Source organism: Streptomyces sp. NPDC007346, assembly GCF_040703535.1.
GTDB lineage: Bacteria > Actinomycetota > Actinomycetes > Streptomycetales > Streptomycetaceae > Streptomyces.
Genome location: NZ_JBEYKR010000050.1, coordinates 25,595 through 44,404, shown reverse-complemented (window position 1 = coordinate 44,404; position 18,810 = coordinate 25,595). Strand labels below are relative to the sequence as shown.

Sequence of the window (18,810 nt, the reverse complement as noted above, 5' to 3'; positions counted from 1 at the left end):
GATCGCCGCAAACGCATTGTTGGCATTGCCCAGGTCAGGCAGCAGCACATGCGCACACATGCCGATCAGGGCACACACCAGGCCGTAGATCACGCCGCCCTCCAGAAGCCCGCCCTGGTCTCCCCGGCCTTCGACGCGTACGGCGTGGACGAGTTCACGGCCCCGCCCTACGCGGCGGTGCGCCGGTGCATCGAGGAGGCGGGCGGCGCCGAGCGGGGCCTCGGTGACGACCGCGAGTATCTGGTCGCCGTCATGGCCGCCGCCCCCGACGACACCGTGCGCAGCCTCGTCACCGAGCTCGCCGTCGAGGTCTTCCACGGCAGGACGATCGACGAGACCTACGCCGGCGTGCAGCTCGTCCAGGTCCGGCTGCGCGCCGTCGACCGCCGGATCGACGACGTCCAGGGCAGCCTCGCCCGCCTCGGCAGCCATGTGGCCCCCGACGCCCTGGCCGCCGCGCAGAACGAGGTCTGGGTGCTCCAGCAGTACGCGCAGTCCCTGCGGGCGAGGGGCGCCGACGCGCTCTGAGCGCTCTCCCGACCGCTGTACGGGGAGACGGGCGGGCGGTCCGCCGACCGCGCCGGGACCAGTAACCGATCGGTGACCGACCGGAATCAAAAAGTCCCCGCACGCCCCTCGTGGCAACCCTGTGCCGTACCCCACACTGGGGCTGCCAGAGTCATCGGAGCGCGAGCGCGACCGGCCGGCGGGGCACCCCCGAGGGCGACACGGCCCGGCGCGGACCTCCATCCCGTCATCCGGCAGCGATCACCTGGAGGTCGCCCCCGTGCAGACCCGGACCGTGACGACCACGACCGAGCACATGTCGGCGATTCCCGTGCAGAACCGGGCCGTCCACCACCCGGAGAACCTCCCGGAGAACGCCCCGGAGAACGCCCCGGACAATCTCCCGGAAGGTCTCCCGGAGAACGCGCCGGAGAACGCACGGGAGAACGCGCCGGAGAACCTGCCGGGAGACCTCCCGGAGACCGCGGCCGACGCCCTGCCCGCGAGCGCACCCGAGGCGGCCCTGAGCGAGCCCGAGGCAGCCCTGAGCGCACCCGAGGCCGTCATGGAGGAAGCGGAGCACGCCCCCGAACCCCGCGAGGCCCGGAGCCGGACGGACAACGGCGGCCCCACCTCCGACCTCTTCCGGCAGTACCTGCGGGAGATCGGCCGCATCCCGCTCCTCACCGCCGCCGACGAGGTCGAGCTGGCCCGCCGGGTGGAGGCCGGACTCTTCGCCGAGGAGCGCCTCGCGAGCACCCCGGACCTGGACTCCCGGCTCGCCGGCGACCTGGACCGGCTCGTGGTCCTGGGCCGCACCGCCAAACGCCGGCTCATCGAGGCCAACCTCCGCCTGGTCGTCTCCGTCGCCAAGCGGTACGTGGGCCGCGGCCTGACCATGCTCGACCTGGTCCAGGAGGGGAACCTGGGCCTGATCCGGGCGGTGGAGAAGTTCGACTACGCCCGGGGCTACAAGTTCTCCACGTACGCGACGTGGTGGATCCGCCAGGCCATGTCCCGCGCCCTGGCCGACCAGGCCCGCACCATCCGCGTCCCCGTCCACGTCGTGGAGCTGATCAACCGTGTGGTCCGGGTCCAGCGCCGCCTGCTCCAGGAGCAGGGGTACGAGCCCACCGCCGAGGAGGTCGCGGCCCAGCTCGACCTGACCCCCGAGCGGGTCACCGAGGTGCTGCGCCTGGCCCTGGAGCCCGTCTCCCTCCACGCCCCCGTCGGCGAGGAGGACGACGTCTCCTTCGGCGACCTCATCGAGGACGGCGACGCCGCCTCACCCGTGGAGTCCGCCGCCTTCCTGCTGCTGCGCGAACACCTGGACGCGGTGCTCTCCACCCTCGGCGAGCGCGAACGCAAGGTCGTCCAGCTCCGCTACGGCCTGGACGACGGGCGGCCCCGCACCCTGGAGGAGATCGGCCGGCTCTTCGGCGTGACGCGCGAACGCATCCGCCAGATCGAGTCCAAGACCCTCAGCAGACTGCGGGACCACGCCTACGCCGACCAGCTCCGCGGCTACCTCGACTGACCCACCGGGACCGCCTCGGCCCGGGACCGCCCCGGCCAGGGACCGACTGGCCAAGACCGACCGAGGCGGCAGCCGGCACCCCGGCCTCAGTCCACCTCCGCCAGCGCCTCCGCGAACTGGGCGGCGTACAACCGGGCATAGGCACCGCCGGCCGCCAACAGCTCCTCGTGCGTGCCCTGTTCCACGATCGACCCGCTCTCCATCACCAGGATCACGTCCGCGTCCCGGATCGTGGAGAGCCGGTGCGCGATCACGAACGAGGTACGCCCGTGGGCCAGGCGCGCCATCGCCTTCTGGATCAGCACCTCGGTCCGGGTGTCCACCGAGCTGGTGGCCTCGTCCAGGACCAGGATCACCGGGTCGGAGAGGAACGCCCGCGCGATGGTGATCAGCTGCTTCTCACCCGCGCTGACCCCCGAACCCTCGTCGTCGATCACCGAGTCGTACCCGTCGGGCAGCGTCCGGATGAAGCGGTCGGCGTGCGCGGCCCGTGCCGCCTCCTCGATCTCTTCCCGGGTGACCGCGCGCGCAGCGCCGTACGCGATGTTCTCCGCTATCGACCCGCCGAACAGCCAGGTGTCCTGGAGCACCATGCCGATCCGCGACCGCAGGTCGTCCCGGCTCATCCGCGCCACATCGACCCCGTCGAGCGCTATCCGCCCGCCGGTCACCTCGTAGAACCGCATCAGGAGGTTGACCAGCGTGGTCTTGCCCGCACCGGTCGGGCCGACGATCGCGACCGTCTGCCCCGGCTCCACACTCAGCGACAGATCCTCGATGAGCGGCTTCTCCGGGTCGTAGCGGAAGGACACCTTCTCCAGCGAGACCCGCCCCAGCAGCTCCTTCGGACGCTCACCGTCCTCCGGGTCCGGGCCCTGCTCCTCGGCGTCCAGCAGCTCGAAGACCCGCTCGGCCGACGCGATCCCGGACTGGACCAGGTTCGCCATCGAGGCGACCTGCGTCAGCGGCATCGAGAACTGCCGCGAATACTGGATGAACGCCTGTACGTCACCGATCGACAGGGTGCCCGAGGCGACCCGCAGACCACCGACGACGGCCACCAGCACATAGTTGATGTTCGAGATGAACATCATCAGCGGCTGCATGATCCCGCTGGCGAACTGCGCCTTGAACCCGGCCTCGTACAACGCGTCGTTCTGCTCGGCGAAGTCCCTCGCGGACTCCTCCTGCCGCCCGAAGACCTTCACCAGGTTGTGCCCGGTGTACATCTCCTCGATGTGGGCGTTGAGCTTCCCCGTCACCCGCCACTGCTGCACGAACTGCGGCTGCGACCGCTTGCCGACCTGCGTCGCCACGACCACCGACAGCGGGATGGTCACCAGCGCCACCAGGGCCAGCAACGGCGAGATCCAGAACATCATGATCAGCACGCCGACGATGGTCAGCAGGGAGTTGATGAGCTGGCCCATCGTCTGCTGGAGCGTCTGCGAGATGTTGTCGATGTCGTTGGTCGCCCGGCTGAGCACCTCACCGCGCTTGGCCCGGTCGAAGTACGACAGCGGCAGCCGCGCCAGCTTGGTCTGGAGGTCCTCCCGCAGCTGGAAGACGATCCGGTTGATCACCCGGATCGACAGCCGCGTCGAGACCAGCATCAGCAGCCCGGCCCCGACGTAGATCACCAGGACCGCCAGCAGGACGTTGCCCACCGCGCCGAAGTCGATGCCCCGGCCCGGGGTGAAGTCCACCCCCGAGAGCATGTCGGCCATCGAACCGCTGCCCTCCCGGCGCAGCCCCTCGATCGCCTCCGCCTTGGTGGTGCCGTCCTGCATCTGCCGGCCGACCACCCCGGCGAAGATCAGGTCGGTCGCCTTCCCGAGGATCTTCGGCCCGGCCACCGACAGCGCCACGCTGATGGTCACCGCGCCCAGCATCAGATACAGCGACGCCTTCTCCCGGCCGAACCGCCTCAGCAGCCGCTTGCTGGACCCCTTGAAGTCCATCGACCGATCGGTGGGCGCGCCCCCGGCCATCATTCGTCCGCCCGGACCGGCCATTACGCGGCCTCCGCTTCCGTCAGCTGGGAGAGCACGATCTCCCGGTACGTTTCATTGCCGTCCATCAGCTCGTGATGGGTACCGCTGCCCACGACCCGCCCCTCGTCCAGCACCAGGATCCGGTCGGCGTCGCGGATCGTGGAGACCCGCTGCGCCACGATCACCACGGTCGCCCCGGCCGTCTCATGGGCCAGCGCCGCGCGCAGCGCCGCGTCGGTCGCGTAGTCCAGCGCCGAGAACGAGTCGTCGAAGAGGTAGATCTCCGGCTGCTGCACCAGCGTCCGGGCGATGGCGAGCCGCTGCCGCTGACCGCCGGACACATTGGTGCCGCCCTGCGCGATCGGCGCGTCGAGCCCGTGCTCCAGCCCTTCCACGAACCCCTTGGCCTGCGCCACCTCCAGCGCGTGCCACAGCTCCTCGTCGGTGGCGTCGGGATTCCCGTACCGCAGGTTCGTCGCCACCGTCCCCGAGAAGAGGTACGGCTTCTGCGGCACCAGGCTCACCGTCTTCGCCAGCAGCACCGGATCGAGCGTCCGCACGTCCTCGCCGTCGACCAGCACCTCGCCGTCCGTCACATCGAACAGCCGGGGTACGAGACCGAGCAGCGTGGACTTCCCACTCCCCGTCGACCCGATGATCGCGGTGGTCTCCCCGGGCCGCGCCACCAGATCGACCTCCCGCAGTACGGGCTCCTCGGCGCCCGGGTAGCGGAACTCCGCGCCCCGCACCTCCAGATGCCCGTGCCGGCGCAGCTCGGTGACGGGGGAGAGGGGCGGCACCACGCTGGAGTCCGTATCGAGCACCTCCGTGATGCGCTCGGCGCACACCTCGGCGCGCGGCACCATCATGAACATGAAGGTGGCCATCATCACGGCCATCACGATCTGCATCAGATAGGCCAGGAACGCGGTCAGCGAACCGATCTGCATCCCACCGCTGTCGATGCGGTGCGCGCCGAACCACACCACCGCGATCGACGACAGGTTGACCACCGTCATGACGGTCGGGAACATCAGCGCCATCAGCCGCCCGGTGGCCACCGACACATCGGTGAGTTCGGTGTTGGCCCCCCGGAACCGCTTCTCCTCGTACCCGTCGCGCACGAACGCCCGGATCACCCGGTTACCGGTGATCTGCTCGCGCAGCACCCGGTTCACCGTGTCCAGCCGCTCCTGCATCGTGCGGAACAGCGGCCGCATCTTCTTCACGATGAGGCTCACCGCGATGCCGAGCACCGGCACCACCGCCAGCAGCACCGCCGACAGCGGGACGTCCTGCCCGAGCGCCATGATGATGCCGCCGACACACATGATCGGCGCCGACACCATCAGCGTGAACGCCATCAGCACCAGCATCTGGACCTGCTGGACGTCGTTGGTGGTCCGGGTGATCAACGAGGGAGCCCCGAACCGCCCGAGCTCCCGGGCCGAGAACGACTGCACCCGGTCGAAGACGGCTCCCCGCACGTCCCGCCCCAGCGCCGACGCGGTCCGGGCACCGTAGAAGACGGCCCCGACGTTGCAGAGCACCTGGATAACGCTGACGGCGATCATGAGACCGCCGAACTCCAGGATGTAGCCGGTGTCGCCCTTGACGACACCGTTGTCGATGATGTCGGCGTTGAGGCTGGGCAGATACAGGGTGGCGCTGGTCTGGAGCAGCTGGAGAAGGACCAGCAGCACGATGGGTTTCTTGTACGGGCCCAGATGGGCCCGCAGGAGTTTTATGAGCACGCGTGTCTCTCGGAGTCGGCGGAAGGCAGAGGCCGACCAAGTTTCGCGTACGCCGTACTCGGCAGGCGAACCGTTTTCCCCAAACTCAGGTCAAGGCTGGGGCGACACGGTCCGGGACCGGAGCGCGCACGACACGGTCCGGGACCGGAGAGCGCACGGGCGACCACGCGCGCCCCACGTCCGAGAGATCACTCCGGGGGTACGCGCACGGGAACACGCGCGCTCCATGCCCGCGGGATCACTCCGGGGTACGCGTAGGGGAACGCGCACGCCCCACGCCCGCGGGATCACCCCGGAGCACACGTACGAGGACACGCGCCCCCACCGCCACACCCCACCGCCCCGGGTGAGGTGACCAGGGCACCCCACCGCCCTAGGTGAAGTGACCCAGGCGACCCACTCCCCAGGTGAGGTGCCCGGACGTCACTCCGCCGGCCGGCCCCCGCCGAACGCCCCGGGATGGATCTGATCCCGCGTCGCCCCGTACTGCTGACGCACCGCACGCCCGATCGCCAGCTCCTCGCCCGGCTCCAGCACCTGGGCGGCCGCACCCTGCCAGGCCGGGGGGGTGCGCGGGTCGAGGGAGCCCTGCGCCGCCCCGAGCGCCCACGCGGCCTGCCGGGCCGCGCCGAGCGCCGCGTACTGGGCGGGCTGCGGCACGACGACCTGAGTGCCGAACACCGCCGGAGCCAGCGCCTGGACGGCGGGCAGCTCGGCGGCCGCACCCAGCAGGAACACGCGCCGCACCTCCACACCCCGCCCGCGCAGGACGTCCAGGGCGTCGGCCAGCGAGCAGAGCATCCCCTCGAACGAGGCGCGCGCCAGGTGCTCGGGCTTCATCGACTCCCGCCGCAGCCCGCTGAGGGTGCCGGCGGTGTGCGGGAGCTGCGGGGTGCGCTCGCCTTCCAGGTACGGCAGGAGTACGAGCCCGGAGGCGCCGGGCGTCGACTTCAGGGCCAGCGCGGAGAGCTCCTCCAGCCCGTCCAGGCCGAGCATCTCGGCGGTGCCGCGCAGGGCGCGTACGGCATTGGAGACATGGACCACCGGCAGGTGCATCCCGGTGGCGTCGGCGAAGGAGGTGATCATCCCGTCGGGGTCGGCGAGGGCCTCGTGATGCACCGCCATCACGGAGCCGGAGGCCCCCAGCGACACCACCGCGTCGCCCACCGCGACCCCGAGCCCGAAGGCCGCGGCCATCGTCTCGCCGGTCCCGGCGGAGATCAGGAGCCCCTCGGGCGTCATCCCGGCGGAGTCGGCGGGGCCGAGCACCTCGGGCAGCGCGGCCGTGTGCCCCAGGGCCAGCTCGACCAGATCGGGCCGGTAGGCGGCGGACCCGGCCGACCAGTAGCCGGTCCCCGAGGCGGCGCCCCGGTCCGTGGTCCGCCGGGCGGGCCGGCCCAGCAGCTGCCACACGAGCCAGTCGTGCGGCTGCATGACGGCGGCGACCCGCTGCGCGTTCTCCGGCTCGGTCCGCGCCAGCCACCGCAGCTTCGCCACGGGCTGCGCGGCCTGCGGCACGGCCCCGACCGCCTCGGCCCAGGCCTGCCGCCCGCCCAGCGCGTCGACGAGATCGGCCGCGGCCACCTGCGCCCGCCGGTCGTTGCCGAGCAGAGCGGGACGTACGAGGTTGCCCTGCCGGTCCAGCGGCACGAGCCCGTGCTGCTGGGCGGAGACGCCGATGGCCTGCACCCCTTCGAGCAGCCCGCCGGAGGCCGCCTCCCCGAGGGAGAGCAGCCAGGCCTGCGGATCGACCTCGGTGGCCTTGGCCTCGACCGGGTGGGCGGCGTACCCCTCCCGGAGCACGGCGCCCGAGTCGGCGTCGCAGACGACGATGTGAGTGAAGGCGGAAGAACTGTCCAGCCCCGCGACTATGCCCATACACAGATTCTGCCGCACCGCGGGACATTCCCGTAACCGCCGCCCCACCCGGTGGGGCTTCTAGGTGTTGGTGGTCCCCCAGTCGTCCTCGCCGTTCTGGCTGCTGCGGTCCCGCAGCGACCGGACCCGATCGGCCACGGAGGCGGGCACCCTGTCCCCGACCTTGTCGCTGACCGAGTGGTACGCCTTGCCGGCGATGTCCCGGCCGCTGTGCGCGGCACTCTCGGCGGCGTTGCGGACGGCGGGGTTCTCCGTGAACTGCCGGGCCGACTTCTTCAGCTGCTCGTAACGCTCGCGCCCGGCTCGCGTGCCGAGCACGTAACCGAGGGCCACTCCGGCGATGAACGTGAGCCGGTACCGCATGGCTGCCACCCTTCCTACGCTTGGTGCGACGTGTGCAGCCCGCCTACCCGCGAGCACCCGAGATCACCCCGGGCGATACCGATTGGCGGAGCACCCCCCTGCTTGCGCTAATGTATGTGTCGCAGCGAACGCGCGCCGCCCGGCAGCCGCCAGGCAGGTACGATTTCGAGGCAACGCAGCAATCCCCTGTAGCTCAATTGGCAGAGCAGCCGGCTGTTAACCGGCAGGTTACTGGTTCGAGTCCAGTCGGGGGAGCGCGATCCCCTGTAGCTCAATTGGCAGAGCATTCGGCTGTTAACCGGAGGGTTACTGGTTCGAGTCCAGTCGGGGGAGCGGAACGGAAGAGGGCCCTTAGGGGTCCTCTTTCGCGTGCCCGGCCGATGCCGGGTGCGGGGTGCCCGAGGGGCCCCGGGGTGACTCTTTCGGGTCTCCTCGGCCGCCCCTGCAACCGGGCAGCACGCAGCGCCGTCCTCAAGATCAGGCGAAGTCGGCCATCCGGAGCGAGAGATCGTATGACCGGCTATGCTGCGGCAGACGGTGCGCACACTTGTACGCGCCACGCCGAGACGGGGCGGTAGCTCAGCCGGTTAGAGCAACGGACTCATAATCCGTCGGCCGTGGGTTCGAGTCCCACCCGCCCCACTTCGAGCTGTAACGGTTCACCTGTTTGACCTGGGAAAACGACTGGGCCCCCGCTGCGGCGGGGGCCTTTTGTGTCTCTCCAAGATCATCTGCTCGCCCGCTGCTCGCCCGAGGTGTCAGGCGGGTCGCGCGGGCGTGCCGTCTGCGAGCTGCTACCGGAGGCAGAGGTTCAGCAGGTGGGGCACCTTCACGCCGAGGCCGTCACAGATGTCCGGGACTTTGGGCGGCTGTGCCTGGTCGCTCGTGGGCCAGGGGGTGGGGGTGTGGCTGACGGGGGGCGGGGAGGGTGTGGGCGTGAGCGTCTCGCCGATGTCGGCTTCCTCGTCCTGGTCTGGCGGAGCCTCGGGGGAGGGGTCGGGCGTCGGCTCGGCCTGCGTGGAGTGTGGGGGCGCTGGCGTGCTGGCGGGGAGGGGTGGCGCCGGGCTGATGGTGCCGGCCTCTGCGGTCGCGGCCTGCGCGGCGGGGCCGAAGTCGGCAGCGTCCAGCATGGGGTGCTCGTCGTCGCTGTCTGCCGCTGCGGCCTGGGGTGCCGCTGAGTGGCCCGGGGGGGTGGCCGTGGGGGGTGCGGTCGACGGGGTGGAGGCGTCGCTCGTGGAGGTGAGGGCGAAGGCTCCGGCGACGGCGACGGAGGCGGCCGCTGCCGTGACGGTGGCGGTGGCGGCGCGGTGGTGTGTCCAGGCGGTGCGGGCCTGGCTGCCGAGGGACGCGAGGAAAGCAGCGAGGCCGCCACCCAGGTAGAGGGCCAGGTGGCGTTTCCGGCGGGCCGGTTCCGGTTCTGGTGCCGGTAGGGAGATCGGCCCGCGCTGTGTGAGCGCGGCGATTTTCTGTGCTGCCAATTGTGCGTTGAGCTGGGCGATGATCTTCCGGTCTCTCGTCTGCGCTCGATGGAGCAGTACGACCGCCAGGACCACGGCACCCAGTACCCCGGCTAGTAGCACAAGCGCTACGTCTGCCACATCAGCCCCTTTTGCTTTGTTCGCGGGATCAATTACTGATGTGGATGTTTGCGCGCCTGGCGAGGCTTGTTCAGGTTTAAGCCACTTCGTGACCTTTCCGTGACATGGGCTATCCGGCTCTACGGTGCTGGTGTTCGGGCTCTCCCTCCTGCGGGTGTGTCGCGTCGTGGCCGAGGCGCCGGATGACCTCCGCCTGCTCCTCGACGGACAGGGAGGCCATGATCGCGGTGATCGCGTCCAGGGGCGGGGTGTACTGCCCCGCCGGCCGTGGCGGGGCTGGTGGGGTCATCTGCTCCAGCTCGTCGGCTGCGTCCGGTCGCCCCGCTTCGCGGAGCTGGTCCGGGGTGACGCCGACGACGCTCGCCATGCGGGCGAGCGTGCCATCCGGTGCGGACACGGGCAGGCGCGTGCCGCTGATGGTCTGGTACCCGTGGATGATCTGCCGCCATCTGGCATCGCTGATGCCGGCCAGTGATGCGGCCTTGCGGCCGGAGAGTCCGGATCTCTTCTGGGCTCTTGCGATGAGCGCGGCCTCGGTGGGGGGCTCTGGTCGCGACTGGTCATTCATGGCTAGCAGCTTCGCATAACTACGCGCTGCGCTGCCAGGGGGCGCAGGCGCTTGGCGGATTAAGGGCGCATGAACGCGTAACTACGCGCCGGAGGCGCCACCTACTACGCGCTTCCTTGCGCTACGCGCTACTACGCGCTACTTTTCGACCATGAACCACCCGCTCAAGCGGCGCCCCAAGGGTGCCCCTATGAACCATGCGCCGGAGGCCCTGACGTTCGCCCGCGAGAAGGCGGGGCTCACGAAAAGGTCCCTGGCCAAACAGTGCGGAATCAGCGAGCAGCTGCTGTGCGACATCGAGGCCGGGCGACGCAACGCGACCCCGGCGAACCTCATCAAGTTCGCATCCGCGCTCAACTGCCCGGTCGTCAGCTTGGAGGCCCCCGCCGCAGCGCCCCGTCCGGGGCGGGCGAGCGGCAGGGCCGGGAGGTGAAGGGCGTCGAGCGCCCCAACTCCTTGCCGAACGTGGCGAGTTCGAACCCACCGACGAAGGCGCTTCCGGCCGCCTGACGGCCGGACGGGACTGCACGGACCATGCCGGGTCCACGCAGCCCCGCCCCGCACTAGTCACCTCAACCACCAGTGAATCGAGGGACCGTGAGAACACAGCCTAGCCCGCAGCCCCCGGCCGGGGGTGCCCAGTGAGCGCACTCATCCTGACCGGGATGGCCGCCTGCTTCATCCTCCTGGTGGCCTCCGTGGTCGCCTACCGGACCACCACCGTGCCCCACGAGGAAGATCACGGGACGGACTGCCGCCACTGCGCGGCACTGCGCCACCCCTCCCAGCTTGCCGCCCGCGCCGCCCTGTCCACCATCCCCGGGCAGAGGAGCGACACGTAATGGCTATCGGATCGCCTTACCGCGCCCAGTCGGACCACCCGGCGGCGGCCGACGCCGCCCGCGAGCAGCCCGGGATGTGGGTCCTCGCCGGCCTCTACCCCTCGGGCGACAGCGCGCGGAGCACGGCCCGTGAGATCGAGCGCGGTACCCCGACGTTCCCCGCGTACGTGCCGGTTGGCCAGTTCGAGGCGCAGGCCGTTCCGTCCGAGGAGGACTACGCCCTGTGGGTGCGGTACGTGCCCCGGGCCCGGCCCGCCGACGCGACCGCCGGACCGGCCACGCTCATCAGGAAGGCGGCCGAGGCCCGCCGTTCCATGCACGCGAAGCAGGCCGCCCGCCTCCTGGCGGAGCACGGCTACGAGCGCGCCGCCGAGCTGGTGCTCACCGAACTCCGCGTCCGCCGGGGCCACATGTCGGCCCGGCAGGCCGCCGACTACCTGGTCGAGCTGAACCAGCCCGCTGCCTCCATCCGTACGAACCCGACCCCGAAGGACTACGCGTGACCATCACCACCACCGAGCGGTCCGGGGTCCAGGCCCCGGCCGCCGGTCGGCCCGACGCGCCGACCGCCCGCCTGCTGCTCCCCGCCGACGCCTCCGAGGAGCAGTGGCACGCCGTACGCCGGTCCGGGATCGGCGGGTCCGACGTCGCCGCGATCCTCGGCCTGGACAAGTGGCGTGGTCCTCGGCACGTGTTCGAGGCCAAGCACGGCCGGGACGTCGAGGGCGATAGCGAAGCGATGGAGTTCGGCCGGGAGCTGGAGGACGTCATCGCCCGCTCGTTCTCCCGCCGGTCCGGGGTCGAGATCGTCACCCCGCCCGGCACCCTCGTCCACACCGAGCACGCGTGGATGCTCGCCAACGTCGACCGCTACGCCCTGGACGAGACCGGCGCCGTGGTGGCCCCGGTCGAGTGCAAGAACCGCAGCGAGTACCAGGCCGACGACTGGGAGGACGGCGTCCCCGACTCCCCGGCGATCCAGGCCCATTGGTATATGGCGGTCGGCGGCTGGGACTACGCGTGGGTGACCGCCCTCATCGGCGGCAACCGCTTGAGGTACCACCGGCTGGAGCGCGACGAGGAGCTGATCGGCTACCTCACCGAGCACTGCGGCACCTGGTACCAGAAGCACGTGGTGGAGGGATTCCCGCCGCCGGCGGATGGGCTGGAGGCCACGAAGGACCTCTTGGGCCGCCTGTGGACCGCGAAGCCCGACGACATCGTGGACGTGGACCGCGCCCGCGCGATCGAGCTGCGCGCCGACCGTGCCCGCCTCAAGGCGGAGATCAAGGCTCTGGACACCGCGCTGACCACGGTCGAGAACGAAATGAGGCTCGCGAACGAGGCCGCCGAGGTCGCGAAGGTCGGCAACGCCGTGGCCTGGTCCTGGAAGCAGAACGGCAACTTCGCCGCGAAGAAGTTCCGCGAGGCGCACCCGGAGCTGGCTGCCGAGCTGACCCGCGTGGTCGAGGAGCTGGACGTCGACCGGCTCAAGGAAGAGCACCCCGACCTCTACACCGCTTTCCGGGCCCGCGTGCTGCGCGTCCCGGCGAAGGAGCTGTGACCCATGGCGACCAGCCTCAAGGACCGCGTGAAGGCGGCCACCGAGAGCAAGCCCACCGGGCGCGGCCCGGCCCTGGACGACGTCCAGCACGACCGGACGCCGGACAGCGTCGAGGCGATCGAGCCGGACGCGGGCACGATGGAGTTCCTGCGCCGGTATGAGGAGCACTTCGCGGAGGCCCTGCCCTCCCACGTCGACACCTCGGCGTTCTTCGCCGCCGTGCGCAGCGTCCTGCCGACGCTGACCCGCTGCACCCCGGCGAGCCAGCTCCAGGCCCTGCTGACCTGCGCCCGGCTCGGCCTGGTGCCGGACGGACAGCAGGCCGTCATCACGGCGTCCGGGAACGTTGCCACGCTGGTCCCGACGTACCGGGGTTACGTGGAGCTGATGTACCGGTCCGGCCGGGTCGACTCCGTGCACGTCGGGATGGTTCACGAGAACGACGAGTGGTCGTTCGAGCCCACCGCCCCGGCCCCGCTGGACTTCACCCACCGGCCGCGGCCGGACCTGCCGAAGGCGCAGCGCGGGGCGCCGATCCTGGCCTATGCGTTCTGCTGGCTCAAGGGCGGGGCGCGGTCTCAGGTGGTGGTCCTCAGCCGTGAGGACGCCGAGGAGATCCGCGACCAGTACAGCGACGCGTACCGGCGCGCGCAGGAGACGGGCACGCTGGATTCGTTCTGGCACACCCACTTCCTGGACATGTGGAAGAAGTCGGCCATCCGGCGGCTGGAGAAGGTCGTGCCGACCAGCGCGGAGCTGCGCGCGCTCGGCGCGATCGACGACGCCGGCGAGGCGGGCAAGTCCCAGATCCTCCTGGCCCCGGACCCGGAGTCCTCGTTCCTCGTCGCGGATGCGGTGCGTGCGCACCGTGCGGCCGAGGCCACCCAGGACCCGGCCCGGCCCGGGTCGGTGGCGCTGCCGGTGAAGGGCGGCGGGAAGCGCGGCCGGTCCAAGCCCAAGAAGCAGCGGGGCGGCCGTCGCCGCTGAGTGATCGCCCTGCCCCCGGGGGGGCAGGGCGCACGCCGCCCCGACGAGCTGTCGGGGCGGCGCAGACCTCTTTCCCCAGCACCAGAAGGTGAGTACGGCGTGAGCTGGCACCGAAAGCCCTTTTGCGGCTTCGACCTTGAGACTTCCGGCATCGATCCGGAGACGGACCGCATCGTGACCGCGTCCGCCGTCCGCTACGGCGGCGGGTCGCCCACCACCGGCCGGTCCTGGCTGGCCAACCCCGGGGTGGAGATCCCAGAGGACGCGACGGGCGTGCACGGCGTGACGAGCGCCCACGCCCAGGAGCACGGGCGGCCCCCCGCCGTGGTGGTCGAGGAGATCACCACCGTGCTGGCCGCGGCCGTCACCGAAGGCGTCCCGATCGTGGCGATGAACGCGCAGTTCGACCTGACCATGCTCGACCGCGAGGCTCGCAGGCACGGCGTGCGCCCGCTGGTCGACCGTGTGACTCCCCGGGTGCTGGACCCTCGTGTGCTGGACAAGCGGGTGGACCGGTACCGCAAGGGCGGGCGCACGCTGACCGACCTGTGCCAGCACTACGTGGTCCAGCTCGATGACGCGCACACCGCCCAGGCTGACGCGATCGCAGCGTGCGCCGTGACGTGGAAGATCGGTGCCCGGTACCGGTGGCTGTCCCGGCTCGACCTGGACGCGCTCCACCACGAGCAGATCGAGTGGGCACGTGAGCAGGCAGAGGGGCTGCGCGCCTACTTCGCCCGGACCGAAGGCAAGACGGAGTGGGCCGCCGGAGTTCGCCTGGAGTGGCCGCTGATCCCGGCTCCCAGGACGGGCGGCCCCTGGTGACTCTCTTCGCACTGCTGACTGTCCCGACCGCTGTCGTCGTGATCCTGCTAGCGGCCGCTTCCGCGCTTTGGGCGCAGGCCGTGCGAGGGCTGGACGGGCCGGTGGACCAGGCGCACGCGGAGACCGGCCCGGACGAGGGGGACGTGCTCGCGGTCCGGTTCGCCGACGGCGAGGTCGACGCCCTGGACATGGACCACTGCCAGATCGAGCAGCACACGACGCCGCACGCGTACCGGGCTGATGGGTCCCGGCGCTGCTGGAGCTGCGGCCATGACACCCCTGGAGTCCAGACATGAGCGAGCCGTTCGAGCCGGAGTACGTGCGGCCGGCACAGGCTGACTGTCCCAACTGCACGTGCTGCACGGTCAATCTGTGCGTGAAGGGCGCGTCCTCGATCTTGGAGTGCTTCGGTCTCACGAGCGAGGACACCCGCAGCACCGTGAGTGGCTGCCCGTGCTCCTCGGAGGAGACCAGGGGCACGGCGGCCTGGAGGGCCGGGCGGCTGCGCGTCACGATGCGCGCCACCCAGCACCCCTTGGCCGTGGACGTAGAGGCGACGCTGCGCGCGGTCGCGGCCGGCGAGGACGTCGCGGACTACGCCGAGCAGGTCAACACGCTCGCTCTCCTCCGGTACGTGGCTTTCGTGGATTCCCGGCCGGTCATCACCGAGCTGGGCGTCGTGTACCTCACGACGCTGACCGAGCTGCGATCCACGACCCCGGTCCAGGTCGAGACGGTCGACGTCGCCACCGGTACGGCCCGGGTCGTCGTCGTGGGCTGGAGCCTGACGGACGGCGTGACCGTCCTGCTCAACCAGCTCGTCGGCGCCACCCAGCTCAAGGCCGAGGAGCTGCCTGGCCGGCTGCTGGAGGCCACCGCCAACTGCGGGGCGCTGGAGGCCGATGACGTGGTCCTCACGGACATCGTGGTCGCTCCGCCGCTCCCCGCATCGGGAGAGGGCGAGGCGGATCGACCATCGCCCGCCGTCCAGGGGCGGGACGAGTCGGGGTGCGTGGACGGCGCCCCGGCCGGAGGTGAAGCGTGATGGATACCTTCCCCCTGTTCGAGCCGGAGTCCGCTCCGGTGAAGCCGTCCCCGCCGGCCGTGGTGGCGTTCGATCTGTCGTTGACCGCGTCCGGCATTGCCTATCGCGACGGCACCACCACCACCGTCAAGACCAGGTCGGCGGACGGCGACCGGCGCCTCCTTCAGATCGCAGAGGCCGCGCGCATCGCGGTCGGCGGCGAGCACCTGGGGTTGGGGCCCGCTCCCGACCTGGTGGTCCTGGAGGACATCCCTCAGAACTCCTTCGCGGCCAAGCCGATCAGCATGGTGCACGGCGTGGTCAGGTCCGTGCTGCTGGAGGCTGGTGTGCCGTACGCCCTGGTGACGGCGGCGACGCTCAAGGTGTACGCCACGGGCAAGGGCAATGGCGACAAGACGGCCATGGTCATGGCCGCGTACAAGCGGGCTGCCCGGGAGTTCCCGGACGACAACCAGTGCGATGCCTGGTGGCTGTGGGTGGCAGGGCTGGACCGTCTTGGTGCCTCACCGGTGGAGCTGCCCAAGGCACAGCGGGACCGGCTGGACAAGGTGAAGTGGCCGGAGGTCGGCCGGTGATCAGCGCCGAGGAGATCGCCGCGGCCCTGGACGACGTCGGCTTGTCCAACGTCGCGGTGGCCCGCGATCTGGGGTGCGGGGCGGAGCGGGTGCGCCGGGTCCGGGCCGCGGCCGGTATCCCCCCGTACCGGCGTGGCCGTCGCCGCAGCTACGAGTCGTGGCCGGAGGCGTTCGTCGCCCGGACGGTGGCCGTCGACGGCGGGCACGTGGAGTGGCTGGGCCCGGTGTCGCGTACGGGTACGCCGCTCCTGCGGTTGGGGGCCGAGACGCAGACCGCGTACCGGTACGTGTTCCGCGTCCACCACGGGCGGGACCCGGAGGGCAACGCGGCCCCGGGGTGCGACTTTCCGGGGTGTGTGGCCGGTGCCCATCTGGAGGACTGGCTGCTGCGGGAGCAGCGGCGCGCGAGGGGCGGCAGCACGTGACGGTCGTGGTCGACGTCTGCGTGGCCGTCGCGGACGCGGTGCTCCTCGCCGTGGTCACGGGGCACATCTGGGGGCCGGTGCTCCTGGCCCTCCTCGCCACGGTCGCCGTCGCTCTGGTGTGGAGGTACCGGCCCTCCGGGCGTCACCGCACCTCGCGGACACCAGCGTGGACATCTGCCCGGACCAGTGTCCGCCCCGGTGTGGACACCAGCGTGGACCCGGCCGGGGCACCTGCACTGACCTGCGCGGACACGTGCCCGGACGTGTCCGCCGACACCTGTCCGGACCTGCCCGGACACGACGAGAGAGGAGCGCGCTGATGCCGCGCCCCGGCCGGTACTGGCCCGACACCCGCCACGACGTCACACCCCGCCCGGAGCACTGGGACCGGGCGGCGGCCTGCCGGGAGCACGAGGCCCCGCAGATTTTTTTCCCGGAGGGCCAGGCGGCCGAGGTCCTGGCGATGACCGCCGCGGCCAAGGCGGTCTGCCGGACGTGCCCGGTCGTCCATCCCTGTCTGGTCGACGCGCTGGAGCGCGGCGAGCGGTGGGGCGTGTGGGGCGGGCTGGACGAGGACGACCGGGCGCGGCTGCTCCATGGCACTGGCGATGACCCGCCCGGCGAGGAGGGGGCCGTCGATGCCAGGGCGCAGGCGCAGGCGCAGGCAGCGGCAGCGGCCTGACCCGCCGCCGACCGGGTTCCTGGACTGGACGGCGTCCACGCACTGGTCCCAGCAGGCCCGGCCCTGCCGGTACTGCGGCGGGCTGACGAATCTGCGGGACTCCGGGCGGCACCCGTCGCACAAGACCTGCGCGGAGGCGGCGATCCGGGAGCAGATCCGGGACCAGGCCGCCGCGTACGAGAACGAGCGTATGACCGAAGGGACTTGACCGTGAGTACGACTGCACCGGCCGCGAGGCTGACGACCAAGTACCGGGCCCGGCTGAAGGGCGACAAGCGGACGGAGACCGGCTGGAAGATCGCAGCGGAGTACGTCGCCGGCGCCTCGGTGCGGGCCGTGGCCGAGAGCGCAGGCCTGTCCTACGGGACTGCCCGGGTGCTGCTGCTGGAGGCGGGCGTGACGCTGCGCCCGCGCGGCGGATCCCGCCGCTGAACACCCAACCCCGTGGATCCCGTTACTCGCTTCCTGCTCGGCGCTGGCCTCGGTGCCATCGCGTCTGGCATCACGTACGCCATCACGACCGCCCCGCCCTGGTGGTGGGCCGTCGGCCTGGTCGTCGCCGTCCTCGTGTGGTTCGGCGACGTGCTCCTCGACCTCTTCCCCTTCTGACCCGACCGGAGGACCACCCCCATGACGTCCCCCACCCTGATCCGATCCCGACCCGACAGCCCGGCAACTCGCCGTCGGATGAGGGAACTTGCGCGTATCGCCCTGTCCCACCAAGTCGCTGTCATGTACCAGAGCGCCACCATCAGTGAGGTTGCCGCTGCCCACGGCATCAGCGATGCCAAGGTGCGGAGTCTCCTGATCGAGGCACGCGTCGAGATCCGCCCCCCGTACGCCAAAGTGCCCGGACGCGCCCGGCCCAGGCCCCGCCCGGCGCGGGAGCGGGAGGAGAAGGTCGCGGCCCGGCTCGCGCTGGCCCGCCAGGTCAGCCAGGAGTACGACGACGGCGCCACCATCCGGGCGCTGGCCGAGACGTACGAGGTCTCCAAGGCCACGATCGGGAAGCTCCTGCACGAGGGCGGCGCCACGATCCGCCCCCAGGGCAACCCGCCCGGTGGCCGGCGCCCGCCCACCACGGCGGAAGAGGCCGCCCGCCACGCTCTGGCCCTCGACCTGGTCAAGCGCCGCAAAGCCGGGACACCGGTCCTCGAGCTCGTCCGGAAACAGGGCTTGCCGTACGGCACCGTACAGAGGCTCCTGGCCGAGGGCAGAGCGCTGCTAGACGCACGCAGCAGCCGCCCCCGCAACGACCGCTGACCGCGTAAGTCCCCTCGCCGACAACTGACTTGGTCGGCGAGGGGGGACCGCCCTGGGAAGGACGCAGGTGCGCACCACCTCGATCTGCGCCGACTGCCGCCGCGAAGTGCTCTGGACGATCACGGAGGCCGGCAAGCGGCTCGCCGTCGACCCCGAGCCCTCACCCGAAGGCAACGCGGCCGTCTACCGGGACGGGACCGGCACGCGCCGCTCCCGACGCCCGTCAGCGGAGATGCCGCTCATGGGGTGGGAGCGGCTCCACGTGCCGCACATCGCGAACTGCCCAGGCCGCGGCCGTCCTCCGGCGGTGCCGGCGAGGCCGGGTGTCCTGCCGCCCGGTGTCGCGGACCTGTCCGCGTACCGGCTCAAGGGGCGGGGGCGCGAGTGAGGGGGCGGTCTGATG

24 protein-coding genes, 3 tRNA genes and 1 pseudogene are annotated in these 18,810 nt (G+C 71.3%); 22 read left to right on the top strand and 6 right to left on the bottom strand.

The features are described from left to right. Both AB0917_RS15845 and AB0917_RS15840 read left to right on the top strand, forming a co-directional pair. Positions 1 to 528: pseudogene (locus AB0917_RS15845) on the top strand (DNA primase); the annotation flags it as partial. 259 nt (positions 529 to 787) lie between these two features. Next, positions 788 to 2,044 carry a sigma-70 family RNA polymerase sigma factor gene (locus AB0917_RS15840; RefSeq protein ID WP_366820109.1) on the top strand — a complete coding sequence of 419 codons (1,257 nt, stop codon included), beginning with the start codon at positions 788 to 790 and terminating at the stop codon, positions 2,042 to 2,044. An 86-nt stretch (positions 2,045 to 2,130) separates the two neighbouring features. On the opposite strand, the gene AB0917_RS15835 is transcribed toward AB0917_RS15840, so the two are convergent. The 4 genes from AB0917_RS15835 to AB0917_RS15820 all read right to left on the bottom strand — a co-directional run bounded on the left by AB0917_RS15835 (position 2,131) and on the right by AB0917_RS15820 (position 8,033). Continuing rightward, entirely contained in the window at positions 2,131 to 4,059 is a 1,929-nt protein-coding gene (locus AB0917_RS15835) for an ABC transporter ATP-binding protein (RefSeq protein WP_366820108.1), read from the bottom strand. After that, positions 4,059 to 5,792 carry an ABC transporter ATP-binding protein gene (locus AB0917_RS15830; RefSeq protein WP_366820107.1) on the bottom strand — a complete coding sequence of 578 codons (1,734 nt, stop codon included), beginning with the start codon at positions 5,790 to 5,792 and terminating at the stop codon, positions 4,059 to 4,061. Before AB0917_RS15830 ends, AB0917_RS15835 begins: the two co-directional genes overlap by 1 nt. 423 nt (positions 5,793 to 6,215) lie before the next feature. Continuing rightward, positions 6,216 to 7,670, bottom strand: coding sequence for an FGGY family carbohydrate kinase (locus tag AB0917_RS15825; protein WP_366820106.1), 1,455 nt, complete (start codon positions 7,668 to 7,670; stop codon positions 6,216 to 6,218). A gap of 60 nt (positions 7,671 to 7,730) precedes the next feature. Beyond that, positions 7,731 to 8,033: a YtxH domain-containing protein gene (locus AB0917_RS15820; RefSeq protein WP_366820110.1), complete on the bottom strand. Its 303-nt coding sequence runs from the start codon at positions 8,031 to 8,033 to the stop codon at positions 7,731 to 7,733. Positions 8,034 to 8,215: 182 nt separating this feature from the next. Here AB0917_RS15820 and AB0917_RS15815 point away from each other — a divergent pair. From AB0917_RS15815 to AB0917_RS15805, 3 genes are all read left to right on the top strand, one after another. Further along, positions 8,216 to 8,288: transfer RNA gene (locus tag AB0917_RS15815), tRNA-Asn, on the top strand. Between the two features lie 5 nt (positions 8,289 to 8,293). Further along, positions 8,294 to 8,366 (top strand) — tRNA-Asn (locus AB0917_RS15810). Between the two features lie 235 nt (positions 8,367 to 8,601). Continuing rightward, positions 8,602 to 8,675 (top strand) — tRNA-Ile (locus AB0917_RS15805). Positions 8,676 to 8,827: 152 nt separating this feature from the next. Here AB0917_RS15805 and AB0917_RS15800 read toward each other — a convergent pair. Together AB0917_RS15800 and AB0917_RS15795 are read right to left on the bottom strand one after the other, a co-directional pair. After that, positions 8,828 to 9,511, bottom strand: coding sequence for a hypothetical protein (locus AB0917_RS15800; RefSeq protein WP_366820105.1), 684 nt, complete (start codon positions 9,509 to 9,511; stop codon positions 8,828 to 8,830). A 229-nt stretch (positions 9,512 to 9,740) separates the two neighbouring features. After that, a complete protein-coding gene (locus AB0917_RS15795; protein ID WP_366820104.1) occupies positions 9,741 to 10,199 on the bottom strand; it encodes a helix-turn-helix transcriptional regulator in 459 nt (152 codons plus the stop codon). 190 nt (positions 10,200 to 10,389) lie between these two features. Here AB0917_RS15795 and AB0917_RS15790 point away from each other — a divergent pair, with 190 nt between their 5' ends. The 17 genes from AB0917_RS15790 to AB0917_RS15710 all read left to right on the top strand — a co-directional run bounded on the left by AB0917_RS15790 (position 10,390) and on the right by AB0917_RS15710 (position 18,795). Further along, the gene (locus AB0917_RS15790) at positions 10,390 to 10,632 is read left to right on the top strand and encodes a helix-turn-helix transcriptional regulator (RefSeq protein WP_366820103.1); all 243 of its coding nucleotides are present in this window, start codon (positions 10,390 to 10,392) and stop codon (positions 10,630 to 10,632) included. Positions 10,633 to 10,840: 208 nt separating this feature from the next. After that, positions 10,841 to 11,041 carry a hypothetical protein gene (locus AB0917_RS15785; RefSeq protein ID WP_366820102.1) on the top strand — a complete coding sequence of 67 codons (201 nt, stop codon included), beginning with the start codon at positions 10,841 to 10,843 and terminating at the stop codon, positions 11,039 to 11,041. Further along, positions 11,041 to 11,544 (top strand): hypothetical protein, encoded by a 504-nt coding sequence (locus AB0917_RS15780; protein WP_366820101.1) that lies wholly within the window; start codon positions 11,041 to 11,043, stop codon positions 11,542 to 11,544. Before AB0917_RS15785 ends, AB0917_RS15780 begins: the two co-directional genes overlap by 1 nt. Beyond that, a complete protein-coding gene (locus tag AB0917_RS15775) occupies positions 11,541 to 12,605 on the top strand; it encodes a lambda-exonuclease family protein (RefSeq protein WP_366820100.1) in 1,065 nt (354 codons plus the stop codon). The genes AB0917_RS15780 and AB0917_RS15775 overlap by 4 nt, the downstream gene beginning before the upstream one ends. 3 nt (positions 12,606 to 12,608) lie before the next feature. After that, positions 12,609 to 13,592: a recombinase RecT gene (locus AB0917_RS15770; protein WP_366820099.1), complete on the top strand. Its 984-nt coding sequence runs from the start codon at positions 12,609 to 12,611 to the stop codon at positions 13,590 to 13,592. A gap of 99 nt (positions 13,593 to 13,691) precedes the next feature. After that, on the top strand, positions 13,692 to 14,417 hold the full coding sequence (locus tag AB0917_RS15765; RefSeq protein ID WP_366820098.1) for an exonuclease domain-containing protein: 726 nt from the start codon (positions 13,692 to 13,694) through the stop codon (positions 14,415 to 14,417). Continuing rightward, the gene (locus AB0917_RS15760; RefSeq protein ID WP_366820097.1) at positions 14,414 to 14,713 is read left to right on the top strand and encodes a hypothetical protein; all 300 of its coding nucleotides are present in this window, start codon (positions 14,414 to 14,416) and stop codon (positions 14,711 to 14,713) included. The genes AB0917_RS15765 and AB0917_RS15760 overlap by 4 nt, the downstream gene beginning before the upstream one ends. Then, a complete protein-coding gene (locus tag AB0917_RS15755; protein ID WP_366820096.1) occupies positions 14,710 to 15,462 on the top strand; it encodes a hypothetical protein in 753 nt (250 codons plus the stop codon). Before AB0917_RS15760 ends, AB0917_RS15755 begins: the two co-directional genes overlap by 4 nt. Further along, entirely contained in the window at positions 15,462 to 16,037 is a 576-nt protein-coding gene (locus tag AB0917_RS15750) for a Holliday junction endonuclease (protein WP_366820095.1), read from the top strand. Before AB0917_RS15755 ends, AB0917_RS15750 begins: the two co-directional genes overlap by 1 nt. Then, positions 16,034 to 16,462 (top strand): hypothetical protein, encoded by a 429-nt coding sequence (locus tag AB0917_RS15745; RefSeq protein WP_366820094.1) that lies wholly within the window; start codon positions 16,034 to 16,036, stop codon positions 16,460 to 16,462. The genes AB0917_RS15750 and AB0917_RS15745 overlap by 4 nt, the downstream gene beginning before the upstream one ends. Continuing rightward, positions 16,459 to 16,782 (top strand): hypothetical protein, encoded by a 324-nt coding sequence (locus AB0917_RS15740; protein ID WP_366820093.1) that lies wholly within the window; start codon positions 16,459 to 16,461, stop codon positions 16,780 to 16,782. Before AB0917_RS15745 ends, AB0917_RS15740 begins: the two co-directional genes overlap by 4 nt. Next, a complete protein-coding gene (locus AB0917_RS15735) occupies positions 16,782 to 17,144 on the top strand; it encodes a WhiB family transcriptional regulator (protein ID WP_366820092.1) in 363 nt (120 codons plus the stop codon). Before AB0917_RS15740 ends, AB0917_RS15735 begins: the two co-directional genes overlap by 1 nt. Next, complete coding sequence (locus tag AB0917_RS15730; protein ID WP_366820091.1) at positions 17,101 to 17,352, top strand: hypothetical protein; 252 nt, start codon at positions 17,101 to 17,103, stop codon at positions 17,350 to 17,352. Before AB0917_RS15735 ends, AB0917_RS15730 begins: the two co-directional genes overlap by 44 nt. Before the next feature lie 2 nt (positions 17,353 to 17,354). Next, on the top strand, positions 17,355 to 17,576 hold the full coding sequence (locus tag AB0917_RS15725; protein ID WP_366820090.1) for a helix-turn-helix domain-containing protein: 222 nt from the start codon (positions 17,355 to 17,357) through the stop codon (positions 17,574 to 17,576). 12 nt (positions 17,577 to 17,588) lie between these two features. Then, positions 17,589 to 17,753, top strand: coding sequence for a hypothetical protein (locus AB0917_RS15720; protein ID WP_366820089.1), 165 nt, complete (start codon positions 17,589 to 17,591; stop codon positions 17,751 to 17,753). Between the two features lie 123 nt (positions 17,754 to 17,876). Further along, positions 17,877 to 18,407, top strand: a complete 531-nt coding sequence (locus AB0917_RS15715; RefSeq protein ID WP_366820088.1) for a hypothetical protein — start codon at positions 17,877 to 17,879, stop codon at positions 18,405 to 18,407. A 67-nt stretch (positions 18,408 to 18,474) separates the two neighbouring features. Continuing rightward, entirely contained in the window at positions 18,475 to 18,795 is a 321-nt protein-coding gene (locus tag AB0917_RS15710) for a hypothetical protein (RefSeq protein WP_366820087.1), read from the top strand. The last annotated feature ends 15 nt before the right edge of the window (positions 18,796 to 18,810 follow it).

What these genes read in the sequence shown, in the direction of transcription:
- AB0917_RS15835 (WP_366820108.1), bottom strand. Translation starts at nt 4,059, where the DNA reads ATGGCCGGTCCGGGCGGACGAATGATGGCCGGGGGCGCGCCCACCGAT.
- AB0917_RS15825 (WP_366820106.1), bottom strand. Translation starts at nt 7,670, where the DNA reads ATGGGCATAGTCGCGGGGCTGGACAGTTCTTCCGCCTTCACTCACATC.
- AB0917_RS15820 (WP_366820110.1), bottom strand. Translation starts at nt 8,033, where the DNA reads ATGCGGTACCGGCTCACGTTCATCGCCGGAGTGGCCCTCGGTTACGTG.
- AB0917_RS15795 (WP_366820104.1), bottom strand. Translation starts at nt 10,199, where the DNA reads ATGAATGACCAGTCGCGACCAGAGCCCCCCACCGAGGCCGCGCTCATC.
- AB0917_RS15790 (WP_366820103.1), top strand. Translation starts at nt 10,390, where the DNA reads ATGAACCATGCGCCGGAGGCCCTGACGTTCGCCCGCGAGAAGGCGGGG.
- AB0917_RS15780 (WP_366820101.1), top strand. Translation starts at nt 11,041, where the DNA reads ATGGCTATCGGATCGCCTTACCGCGCCCAGTCGGACCACCCGGCGGCG.
- AB0917_RS15770 (WP_366820099.1), top strand. Translation starts at nt 12,609, where the DNA reads ATGGCGACCAGCCTCAAGGACCGCGTGAAGGCGGCCACCGAGAGCAAG.
- AB0917_RS15755 (WP_366820096.1), top strand. Translation starts at nt 14,710, where the DNA reads ATGAGCGAGCCGTTCGAGCCGGAGTACGTGCGGCCGGCACAGGCTGAC.
- AB0917_RS15750 (WP_366820095.1), top strand. Translation starts at nt 15,462, where the DNA reads ATGGATACCTTCCCCCTGTTCGAGCCGGAGTCCGCTCCGGTGAAGCCG.
- AB0917_RS15735 (WP_366820092.1), top strand. Translation starts at nt 16,782, where the DNA reads ATGCCGCGCCCCGGCCGGTACTGGCCCGACACCCGCCACGACGTCACA.
- AB0917_RS15730 (WP_366820091.1), top strand. Translation starts at nt 17,101, where the DNA reads ATGCCAGGGCGCAGGCGCAGGCGCAGGCAGCGGCAGCGGCCTGACCCG.
- AB0917_RS15715 (WP_366820088.1), top strand. Translation starts at nt 17,877, where the DNA reads ATGTACCAGAGCGCCACCATCAGTGAGGTTGCCGCTGCCCACGGCATC.